9 protein-coding genes are annotated in these 10,721 nt (G+C 54.6%); 6 read left to right on the top strand and 3 right to left on the bottom strand.

Translation table 11 applies throughout. The features are described 5' to 3' along the window. Positions 1 to 74: 74 nt before the first annotated feature. Positions 75 to 2,420 (bottom strand): ATP-dependent Clp protease ATP-binding subunit ClpA, encoded by a 2,346-nt coding sequence (gene clpA / locus FKW19_RS00890; protein ID WP_089178456.1) that lies wholly within the window; start codon positions 2,418 to 2,420, stop codon positions 75 to 77. Positions 2,421 to 2,586: 166 nt separating this feature from the next. Next, entirely contained in the window at positions 2,587 to 2,964 is a 378-nt protein-coding gene (clpS, locus tag FKW19_RS00895) for an ATP-dependent Clp protease adapter ClpS (RefSeq protein WP_081461458.1), read from the bottom strand. A gap of 315 nt (positions 2,965 to 3,279) precedes the next feature. Here clpS and FKW19_RS00900 point away from each other — a divergent pair, with 315 nt between their 5' ends. The 3 genes from FKW19_RS00900 (at position 3,280) to ggt (ending at position 7,182) form a co-directional block, all read left to right on the top strand. Further along, positions 3,280 to 4,428 carry a D-alanyl-D-alanine carboxypeptidase family protein gene (locus FKW19_RS00900; RefSeq protein ID WP_089178455.1) on the top strand — a complete coding sequence of 383 codons (1,149 nt, stop codon included), beginning with the start codon at positions 3,280 to 3,282 and terminating at the stop codon, positions 4,426 to 4,428. A gap of 126 nt (positions 4,429 to 4,554) precedes the next feature. Continuing rightward, complete coding sequence (map, locus tag FKW19_RS00905; RefSeq protein WP_063353396.1) at positions 4,555 to 5,355, top strand: type I methionyl aminopeptidase; 801 nt, start codon at positions 4,555 to 4,557, stop codon at positions 5,353 to 5,355. 6 nt (positions 5,356 to 5,361) lie between these two features. Further along, positions 5,362 to 7,182: a gamma-glutamyltransferase gene (gene ggt / locus FKW19_RS00910; protein ID WP_089178454.1), complete on the top strand. Its 1,821-nt coding sequence runs from the start codon at positions 5,362 to 5,364 to the stop codon at positions 7,180 to 7,182. Between the two features lie 2 nt (positions 7,183 to 7,184). On the opposite strand, the gene FKW19_RS00915 is transcribed toward ggt, so the two are convergent. Next, complete coding sequence (locus tag FKW19_RS00915; protein ID WP_089178453.1) at positions 7,185 to 8,234, bottom strand: lysine-2,3-aminomutase-like protein; 1,050 nt, start codon at positions 8,232 to 8,234, stop codon at positions 7,185 to 7,187. Positions 8,235 to 8,254: 20 nt separating this feature from the next. On the opposite strand from FKW19_RS00915, the gene epmA reads away from it, so the two are divergent. The 3 genes from epmA to FKW19_RS00930 form a co-directional block, all read left to right on the top strand. After that, positions 8,255 to 9,280 (top strand): EF-P lysine aminoacylase EpmA, encoded by a 1,026-nt coding sequence (gene epmA, locus FKW19_RS00920; protein WP_006116828.1) that lies wholly within the window; start codon positions 8,255 to 8,257, stop codon positions 9,278 to 9,280. A 91-nt stretch (positions 9,281 to 9,371) separates the two neighbouring features. Further along, positions 9,372 to 9,782 (top strand): hypothetical protein, encoded by a 411-nt coding sequence (locus FKW19_RS00925; RefSeq protein ID WP_089178452.1) that lies wholly within the window; start codon positions 9,372 to 9,374, stop codon positions 9,780 to 9,782. Between the two features lie 52 nt (positions 9,783 to 9,834). Then, positions 9,835 to 10,721 (top strand): fasciclin domain-containing protein (locus FKW19_RS00930; RefSeq protein WP_150179099.1); only part of this gene is annotated, 887 nt, incomplete at its 3' end.

Raw genomic sequence — 10,721 nt, forward strand, 5'->3', positions numbered from 1 at the left:
CAGCATATACAAACAGGGCCGCCAGATATTTTCTGGCGGCCCTGCTGTTATTTACGCACGTGGCTTAAGCTCAATTAGCCCGTTGCTTCTTCCTCATGTTCGCTGCCGTGGGTATCTTCCCCATTGCTGGAAGAGCCACCGCTGCTTTCAACAATATCAAACGCCAACTCACCGTTCTTCAGGCCAATTTTTACAGCTCCACCCTTTGCCAACTTGCCGAACAACAGTTCTTCGGCCAGCGGCTTCTTGATGGATTCCTGAATAACGCGCCCCAAAGGCCGTGCACCATACAACCTGTCATACCCGCGCTCTGCCAGCCATTCCTTGGCAGCGGAAGACAATTCGATGGTTACGTTGCGGTCTGCCAACTGTGCTTCCAACTGAAGCACAAATTTTTCAACCACCTGCCCCACAATTTCAGGCGAAAGGTGTGCAAACGGAATAATAGCATCCAAGCGGTTGCGGAATTCTGGTGTGAACAGGCGTTTAATGGCCTCTTCATCCTCACCTTCACGCACCTGGCGGCCAAAGCCCACGGCCTCCTTGCTCATATCCGATGCACCAGCATTGGTGGTCATAATCAGGATGACGTTGCGGAAATCCACCGTCTTGCCGTTATGATCCGTCAGCTTTCCGTTATCCATAACCTGCAACAATACGTTGTACAGATCGGGATGTGCTTTTTCTATTTCATCCAAAAGCAGCACTGCGTGTGGATGCTGATCAATAGCATCCGTCAGCAAACCGCCCTGATCGAAACCAACATACCCCGGAGGCGCACCCAGCAGACGAGAGATAGAATGCCGCTCCATGTATTCGGACATATCGAAGCGAACCAGCTCAATCCCCAGCGCCGTTGCCAACTGGCGGGCCACTTCTGTTTTACCAACCCCAGTGGGGCCAGAGAACAGGTAGTTACCAATTGGCTTTTCTACATCACGCAGGCCAGCACGTGCCAGCTTGATGGCGGCAGACAGGGCATCAATAGCCTGATCCTGCCCAAACACCATTCCTTTCAGATCGCGTTCCAAAGAGCGCAGCACTTCCTTGTCATCCGCAGAAATGCTTTTGGGTGGAATGCGGGCAATACGTGCGATAATATCTTCCACATCCTTCAGGTTCACCGTCTTGCGGCGGCGGCCTTCAGGCTGAAGCATGCGCGAAGCGCCTACCTCATCAATCACGTCAATCGCCTTATCCGGCAACTTGCGATCATGAATGTACTTGGCAGACAGTTCCACTGCCGCGCGAATGGCTTCTTCCGTGTAACGCACTTTATGGTGTTTTTCGTAGCTGCCTTTCAGGCCGCGCAGAATCTTCACCGCATCATCAATGGTGGGTTCAGGCACATCAATCTTCTGGAAGCGCCGCACAAGTGCACGGTCTTTTTCGAAGTGCTGCCGGAATTCCTTGTAAGTTGTAGAACCGATGCAACGCAGCGTGCCCGCTGCCAACGCTGGTTTCAGCAGGTTTGATGCATCCATCGCGCCGCCTGATGTGGCACCCGCACCAATAACGGTGTGGATTTCATCAATAAACAAGATGGCGTGCGGATCCTGATCCAGCTCTGTCACCACAGCTTTCAGGCGTTCTTCAAAATCACCACGGTAGCGTGTGCCCGCCAGCAATGCGCCCATATCCAACGAATAGATGGTGGATTTCAGCAGCACTTCCGGCACGTTACCTTCCACAATGCGGCGGGCAAGCCCTTCCGCAATGGCAGTTTTACCCACACCCGGATCCCCCACATAAAGCGGGTTGTTCTTGGTGCGGCGGCACAAAATCTGGATGGTGCGCTCAATTTCCGTATCGCGCCCGATAAGCGGGTCCACCTTACCGGCAATCGCCTTATCGTTCAGATTGACGCAATAAGTAGAAAGTGCATCCTGATTGCCTTTCTGACTTTTGCTTTCAGCCCGTTCGGGTTCTTCACCCTTTTCTGCATTGGATTCCGTACCCGCTACCGGGCGGCGCGTAGACCGATCCGGCGCTTTGGCAATACCGTGAGACAGAAAGTTAACGGCATCCAGCCGTGTCATATCCTGCAATTGCAGGAAATACACCGCATGGCTTTCCCGTTCTGCAAACAGGGCCACAAGCACGTTTGCACCTGTTACCTCATCCCGCCCGGTAGATTGCACATGAATAGCAGCCCGCTGAATAACGCGCTGGAACGCGGCGGTGGGTTTTGGTTCTGTTGGCCGATCAGATGCCAGCCCAGCCAAATCCTTATCCAGAAAACCTGTCAGATCCGTGCGCAGGCGATCCAGATCCACCCCGCACGCCCGGAACACCGTAACGGCGTCCGCATCATCAACCAGGGCAAGAAGCAGATGCTCAAGCGTGGCGTATTCATGATGCCGTTCACCGGCCAGAATGAGCGCCCGATGTAGAGTCTGTTCGAGATTGCGTGACAACATGACGAGACGCTCCTTTCCCCAGACATTGCAGGCACGGCAGCAACGCTACCCACCATACCCGCAGCCCTTGTTATCATATTTGGCTGCTTCTTCAGGAAATGCGAGTCTTATTCCGCGTAAAAAACGCGTACCATGCCGTTTTTTAGCAATAACGTTGCAGAAGTGATCAGTCTTTTTCGATCGTGCACTGTAGTGGGTGCTGGTTTTGCCGCGCCAGATCCATAACTTGCGCCACCTTGGTTTCTGCTACTTCATAAGTGAACACACCACACACCCCAACACCACGCCGATGCACGTTTAGCATGATGTCTGTGGCCTCTTCCCGATTCTTCTGAAAAAAACGTTCGAGCACGTACACCACAAATTCCATTGGGGTGTAATCATCATTCAGCATCAGCACTTTGTACATGGCAGGCTTGCGGGTTTTGGGCTTAGCCCGCACCACCACGCCAATATCGGCACCATCATCCGAAGAATCCGTGCTTCCACCACGGCGCAAAGGCCCATTACCCGTATGCAAAACAGGATCGCGATGCAGAACCATTATGGGCAAACTCCGGCAGCAGGTCAGACAAAATCATGGGGCTGTATCTTCCACCATATTGGTTACGGCAACCCCATATGGAAGAGGGCATACCACGCTATACCTTTATAACGTGGCTCTGCCCTAGTGTACTGCCATATTTGTGCCACATAGGCAGAACACACGAAAATATACACACTACCACGCCGCTAAAACTGAAACCCTGATTCGGATTTTTCCAGATTTATGTAGACGTGGGCTTGCGATCTTAAGCGGCAGACGGAATAGTAACCCTGCAGGAAGCAGGTGGGGGTGGCAGTGGCAAACAGGACAGTCATGCGGTACGCAACAACGGCAGAAAACAATAAGCTGCCCAAGCTGAAACGTAAAAAAGCGCCCTCTTTACGTAAATGGGTTGGCCTGCTGGCAGGGTTGGCCGTTGGCACCACAGCCACTTACGGTAAAGCACATGCACAGTATGCGGGGCAGTTAAGCTCTATTGTGGTAGATGCCCGCACTGGCGCTGTTCTTTCGCAAGATGATCCGGATCTCCGCCGCTATCCAGCCAGCCTGACAAAGCTGATGACCCTGTACATGACATTCAACGCCCTGCGCGCTGGTGCCATTTCACTGGATCAGGCTGTACCCGTTTCCATCCATGCTTCTACTATGGAACCTTCCAAACTCGGATTGGTTCCCGGTTCCCATCTGACTGTTGAGCAGGCGATTCTGGCCCTTGTTACCAAATCCGCCAACGATGCTGCCTGCGCATTAGGCGAGCTGATTGGTGGCGGTAGCGAACCTCAGTTTGCCGCTATGATGACGCAGCAGGCCCATTACTTGGGCATGAGCAACACCACCTTCCGCAATGCCTCTGGCCTACCTGATCCAGACCAGATGACAACCGCGCGTGATTTATCCACCTTGGGCCGCCGCCTGATTGCTGATTTTCCGGAATATTATCACTATTTTTCAACGCCGTATTTCAGCTTTCACCGCCGGATCATTCCCAACCACAACCCTATGCTGAAAGTGTATGCAGGGGCGGATGGTATGAAAACCGGCTACACGCAGGAAGCCGGACGCAACCTAGTGACCTCCGCCATACGCGACAATGTGCGGCTTGTAGGCGTAGTGATGGGGGCTTCCAGCAATACCCAACGCTCATTAGTTATGGCTAATCAGCTAGACCGTGGGTTTGATGCAGAAGGTGTGGCCCCCGTTGCACGGCCTCTTATGCTAGCTCGCGCTCAGGTTGGCACACGCACAGCCCGCAACCATCATGCCCTTATCATGGCAGCATCTGCCCACCGCCGGGTGGTGGAAGTGGCCTCAGCCCCTGCAACACGCCGTGGCCGACACGTGCTGGCCATGCCGGTTTCTGGGGGCCACCATGTGCGGCTGATTGGCGTCAAGGTGCGGCCTGCAACGGCTACATCTTCCAAAAGTGCCGCCAAACACCGCGCAGCGCATAACCACACCTAAGTTTTTTTCTGCCGATTCTTTCTGCTTAGGCAATCCGCAGCAGCATAAGCGGGTTGCCTTTGCTGCTTGCTGGCTCCATCTTGCGGCTGACTCGTTTAACGCCTGCAAAATTTAGGGAGCGCGATTATGGCCGGCAGAGGCGGAATTATTCTGCATACTGAAGAAGATTTTAAAATGTTGCGTGCTGCCGGGCGTCTGGCAGCTTCTACGCTGGATATGATTACCCCTTACGTCAAACCCGGCGTTACCACTGGGGAACTTGATCGTATTATTCATGAATACACGCTGGCGCATGATGCCGTACCCGGCCCGCTGAATTATCGTGGTTACCCCAAGGCCTGCTGCATTTCCGTCAACCATGTTGTGTGCCACGGCATTCCCGGTGATCGTGTTCTGCAGGAAGGGGATATCGTTAACATTGATGTCACCCCAAAACTGAACGGCTGGTTTGGTGATAGCAGCCGCATGTACACGGTGGGCAAGGTTGCTATCAAAGCTGCTAAGCTGATTACCGCAACCTATGAAAGCATGATGCGCGGCATTGAAGCCGTACGCCCCGGCGCCACGCTGGGTGATATTGGCTACGCCATCCAGAGCTATGCAGAAAAACACCGCTATTCCATTGTGGAAGACTTCTGTGGCCACGGCATTGGCCAGACCTTTCATACTGAGCCCAACATCCTGCATTATGGCCGCCCCGGCGAGGGCATGAAGCTGAAGGCAGGCATGGTGTTTACCATTGAACCCATGCTGAACATTGGCAAAGCAGATGTGAAAATTCTGGAAGATGGATGGACAGCCGTTACGCGCGACCGCTCCCTTTCTGCCCAGTTTGAACATATGCTGGCCGTAACCGAAAAAGGGTATGAAATCTTCACCCTTTCTCCTGCCGGTTATACCTGCCCGCCCTACCCCGTAAAAGGATAAGCCCCTATGCCTGCTCCCATACAGCGTTCTTCCCTTCCGTCCCGTTTGGTGGCGATGGCAATGCTTTGTATGGGAGTGGGGGCGACTACCATACAGCCACTATGGGCTGCTGCACCCGTAGCATCTGCACCAGACCCGCTGGCATTCAGCACAACGCAGCCTGACCAGTTGCCACCTTTAGCCCCTACACGTGGGGCGCATGGCATGGCCGTTTCTGCCCAACGCCTTGCATCCGAAGCAGGCGCGCGCATTCTGGCCCAAGGTGGCAACGCCGCAGATGCCGCCGTAGCTATGGGTTATGCACTGGCTGTTGTTTACCCTGCCGCGGGCAATTTAGGGGGCGGTGGCTTTATGCTGCTGCGTGCACCGGGCAAACAGCAAAGCGTTTTTCTGGATTTTCGGGAAAAAGCCCCTGCCGCTGCCACCCCCACTATGTTTTTAGATGAGCATGGCAATGTGCTGCCCGATCAATCCGTAATAGGATGGAAAGCAGTTGCCATTCCCGGCACCGTTGCGGGGCTGGAGGAAGTGCATAAACGCTGGGGCCAATTGCCGCGTCAGGCCGTGCTGGCCCCGGCCATTCGGCTTGCGCGTGAAGGGTTTACGCTGGAAGCCGGAGACGTAGCGCTTCTGAACACCTCTACTGAGGCATTTCGTAAAGACCCCTACGCACGGGCTATTTTTCTGCGCCCAGATGGCTCTCCCCTACAGGTGGGAGACAAGCTGGTGCAAAAAGACCTCGCCCACTCGCTTGAGCAGATTGCCCGCCACGGTGCAGATGCTTTTTACAAAGGCCCCATTGCCCACGCCATTGTAAAGGCTTCTCGCAAAAACGGTGGCATCCTCACCCTTGCGGATTTTGCACATTATGCACCGCGCGAACTCCCTCCGCTAACGTGTCATTATCGTGGGTTGGAGGTAGAAACCGCACCGCCCCCAAGCGCGGGGGGCGTTGCGTTGTGTGAAATGCTGAACATTCTGGGTGGCTACAACATGCAAACCCTTGGTTTGCATACCGCTCCCGCTTTACAGCGCGAGATTGAAGCCATGCGCCACGCTTATTCTGACAGGCGTGACTTGGGTGACCCAGCTTTTGTGCCCAACCCCAGCCAACATTTGCTAGACCCAGCCTACGCAGCCGAAATACGGACACATATCCCCACAGACCACGCCGTGCCTTCTACATCCTTGAAAGCCGGGGATGCCTCTGCCGAAAAACCCGAAACTACTCAGTTTTCTGTCATGGACAAAAATGGCTTTGCCATTTCCACCACGTACACACTGAACGGGTGGTTTGGGGCCAAAGTGATTGGTGGCAACACTGGCATCTTCATGAATGATGAGATGGATGATTTTTCCATCAAACCCGGCGCGCCCAATATGTTTGGTATTCCCGGCAGCACAGCCAATGCCATTGCTCCGGGCAAAACGCCTCTTTCTTCCATGACACCCACCATCCTCTCCCGCAATGGCAAACCCATTATGGTGATAGGCAGCCCCGGTGGCTCTCGCATTCCTACCATTGTGCTGTCTGTTATTCTGGGCGTTGTGGATTATGGCTTAGATATCCAGCAGGCCATTGATCTGCCACGCCTGCACGAGCAGTGGATGCCCGATGCGGTGGAAATAGAATCCGGCGCAGTCTCCTCGGCTGTAGAGCGCACGCTGGAGCATGAGGGCTATCATTTTGCCCCGCATGCACCATGGGGCATACCGGAGGGTATTCTGGCCGGTAGCCCGCGCTTAACAGACCAAACCACAGGAGCACCGCCCTATTTTGGCGGATATGACAGACGCCACCCCGGCGGTGCAGCTATAGGCGAGTAAGCCTATAGCCTGTCCAGCTTGTGGGTTTCTCCCTTAGGGTCTTTTACCTGCTGCGGGCCTTGCACGTATTCAGGCCCCAAGGGCACCTTGCCGTACCCTCCGGGAATATCCAGCACATAAAGCGGCCATGCCAAACCGGTGACACGTCCGCGCAACCCCCCAAGCAGGCGCTGCCCTTCCTCTACAGGCACATGAAAATGTGCCGTACCGGGGGCTGGGTCTAGCTGATGCAGGTAATACGGGCGCATGCGCGTTTCCACCATGGCACGGAACAGGTCTTCCAACGCCTGTTCGCTATCATTCACACCACGCAGCAAAACAGACTGCCCCAATAGCGGAATACCCCTGCGCACAATGCGCTTAAGGCATGCGCGTGCAGGTTCCGACATCTCGCGCGCATGGTTGATGTGCACGGCCATCCACATAGCTTTGTTTGTTTCCAGCGCATCCAGCAGGGCGTCTGTTACCCGCTCTGGATCCGCTACGGGCACGCGGCTATGCACACGAATGGTCGTGACATGCGGCATGCGTGAAAGCTCTGCTACAATATGACCAAGCCGACGCGGAGAGAGCATAAGCGGATCTCCGCCCGTTAGAATCACTTCGCGAATCTGTTTATGTGTACGCAGCCATTCCAGTGCTTGTTCCAACGCGGCATCATCCAACACACCGCCATCTGGCCCCACATGCTCGCGCCTAAAACAGAATCGGCAATAAAGCGGGCAAATCAACAAGGGCTTCAGCAACGCCCGATCTGCGTAACGATGCACAATGCCGGGAACGGGTGAAAGTGCATTATCACCAATAGGGTCGGAACGCTCCTCTGGTGCAATCTCCAATTCCTGCGCAGAAGGCACAACCTGTACGCCTATCGGATCATCCGGCGAGGTGATTAAATCCAGAAAAGCTGGCGGAATGGCCGTAGCATAATGTTGGGCAACATCGTCCAGCATCTCATGCTGTTGAGGAGGCACCAAACCGGCTGCTATCAGATCATCCGGGGTGCGCAGTGTTTTGCGCCGTGAAAAAGAGGGCTTGACCGGGAAAGACATGTCACGCCTCTACTCCCCTCATGTCAGACTCTGCAACTGTTCAGCCCAATCCGGGTCTAAAAGACCCCGATCATATTCTTGACCGGCTTCCTTTTCTGCTGCGCCGCAATCTGGTTTGGCGCGGGACGCGTGCCTTTCTGGAATCTCGCGGCTGCGTGGAAGTGGAAACACCTTACGCCGTGCCCACACCGGGGGAAGAGGTGCACCTGCAACCTTTCCATACCGTGCGGGAAACCCCTGATGGCATGCAACAAAACCTGTTCCTGCACACCAGCCCGGAATTTGCCATGAAGCGTATTGTGGCGGCCACTGGGCTACCTGTTTTTCAGTTTGCGCGTGTCTGGCGGAATGGAGAAGGCAGTTACCTCCATGCCCCCGAATTTACCATGCTGGAATGGTACCAACCCAACATGACACTGGAAGGGCTGATGGATGAAACCGAAGCCCTTTTGCAAGCGGTGTTGCCGCCGATTCTTCAGCATTCAGACCACAGCCTGAGCATATCTGGGCCGTTTGAGCGGCTTACAATGCAAGAAGCTTTCCATCGCCATGCGGGTGTAGATCTGCTGCCCACAGAAGGAAATGCACAGGCCTTGGCAAAAGCAGCAAGCTGCACATTGCGTGAGGGGGAAACGTGGGAAGACCTCTTTTTCCGCCTGTTGATGGAGCGGATAGAACCGGCCATTGGCCGTACGCGCCCCACTTTTCTAACCCATTGGCCTGCCAGCCAAGCCGCATTGGCGCGCAAAAGCCCACAAGACCCGCGCGTTGCCCTACGGTTTGAACTTTATGCCGCAGGCATGGAGTTAGCGAACGCTTTTGAAGAACTAACAGACACCACAGAACAACGTGCCCGCTTTAAGGCCGACCGCCAGCAGCGCCAAACTCTGTACCCCAACCGTCCAGAATGGCCCGTGGATGAAAAACTGCTAAGCGCCCTGCCCCATATGCCTGCCTGCTCTGGCATTGCACTGGGGTTTGATAGGTTGGTTATGCTGGCTTGCGGCACAACACGTATACAGAACGTCTTGTGGATAAACGGTTAGTCTGCAACATTTGGCGCAACCATAATATGTTGTTTAACATTTATCCGTATGATGCCCGGTTACAATACTACCGGCGGGAGCCAGAGCTGCCATGATGCATAAAAGATTTATCCTGCTGCTGGGCGCTCTGGCTCTAACGGGTTGCCAAGTACCTAGCAAAAAGGAACGGCGCCAGCTTGATTCCATGATCGGCAAGCAAACAACTGATGTGGTGCGCACATTTGGCGTACCCACGCGGCAGTTTGTTGCCGGTAACCACACCTTTTTGGCTTATATCAACCAGCAAACCGATTACACCATGCCCATGAGCGGTTGGGGATGGGATGGCGGCTGGGGTGGCTGGGGCGGATACGGCCCCGGCTGGGGTATGGGCGGTTGGGATGGTGGCTGGGGCGGTATGGGGGGTGGCATGGGCACAGCCTATACCTATACCTGCCAGACTACGTTTGAACTGGTAAACGGTATTGTAACAGCCTGGACAATGCGAGGAGACGGGTGCTGAGTATGCCCGGTGCAGTCTTCTACTTCATGAAGCCAGTCTTTCTTTTAGCGGCATGATCTTTTGGGAGACATCCATGCACCTTAAGCATGTTCTGTACAGAACAGCCTTTAACCCACGTGCGCTTGCACCCGCAGCCATAGGCATTGCCGCCTTGGCACTTGGCGGCTGTACACAAAGCCGCGCACGGCAGGATACGTATAAAGTTGCCAATTCAACCTGTTCGTACATGATGCCAACAGTTTCGGGCACACGCACTTACGCACCTGCAAAACCAAGCCAGACCCGAGAGGTAGAACCAAAAAGCGCTCCAGATAGCCGGGTTGCCTACCCCAACCCGGAAACACCGGCTTTTTGTGACCGCCCGCTGTCGGATACACTCCCGAGTTCTCTGGAAATGGCAGATTACACCCATCTGCTCAATACAACTGGCCTGTTAACCACCTTACAACGGAGTGGGCCATTTACAGTTTTTGGCATTCCGAATTCAGCACTAGAAACCTATAACGCCCAAACAGGCGACAAACTGACAAGCCCGGATAATACGGCTGTTATCAAGGAAATGCTGTCTTACACCATTGTTAAAGGGCGTTGGCCTCTGGCCAAAATCAAGCATGCTGCTCTGGCTTCTCCTACCCAGTCTGTCGGGCTTCCTACTCTGAATGGCCAGTTGCTTTCCGCGTGGGTGGATAATCAGTCTGGCCAAGTTGTTATTGGTAATGGGCAGGGCATGACGTCTCACCTATGGGTTACGGGTATTCCGCAGTCCAACGGTGTGCTGTATTTTATGCAAGATCTGATTCTTCCACCTATGCCGCAGCAGAGCGCCAGCGCTACCACGCCTGTTTCTGCGGCCTCTGTAACCCCTGTCAGCCGCCCACTGCCCACAGCACAGGCACAGGCACAGGCACAGGCACAGGCACAGGCACAGGCACAGGCACA

The sequence above is a fragment of the Acetobacter sp. DmW_125128 genome, assembly GCF_008704325.1.
Lineage (GTDB): Bacteria > Pseudomonadota > Alphaproteobacteria > Acetobacterales > Acetobacteraceae > Acetobacter > Acetobacter oryzifermentans.

Excerpts from the sequence above, each read along its gene's own strand:
- clpA (WP_089178456.1), bottom strand. The coding sequence starts at position 2,420 with ATGTTGTCACGCAATCTCGAACAGACTCTACATCGGGCGCTCATTCTG.
- map (WP_063353396.1), top strand. The coding sequence starts at position 4,555 with ATGGCCGGCAGAGGCGGAATTATTCTGCATACTGAAGAAGATTTTAAA.
- clpS (WP_081461458.1), bottom strand. The coding sequence starts at position 2,964 with ATGGTTCTGCATCGCGATCCTGTTTTGCATACGGGTAATGGGCCTTTG.
- ggt (WP_089178454.1), top strand. The coding sequence starts at position 5,362 with ATGCCTGCTCCCATACAGCGTTCTTCCCTTCCGTCCCGTTTGGTGGCG.
- FKW19_RS00900 (WP_089178455.1), top strand. The coding sequence starts at position 3,280 with ATGCGGTACGCAACAACGGCAGAAAACAATAAGCTGCCCAAGCTGAAA.
- epmA (WP_006116828.1), top strand. The coding sequence starts at position 8,255 with ATGTCAGACTCTGCAACTGTTCAGCCCAATCCGGGTCTAAAAGACCCC.
- FKW19_RS00925 (WP_089178452.1), top strand. The coding sequence starts at position 9,372 with ATGATGCATAAAAGATTTATCCTGCTGCTGGGCGCTCTGGCTCTAACG.
- FKW19_RS00915 (WP_089178453.1), bottom strand. The coding sequence starts at position 8,234 with ATGTCTTTCCCGGTCAAGCCCTCTTTTTCACGGCGCAAAACACTGCGC.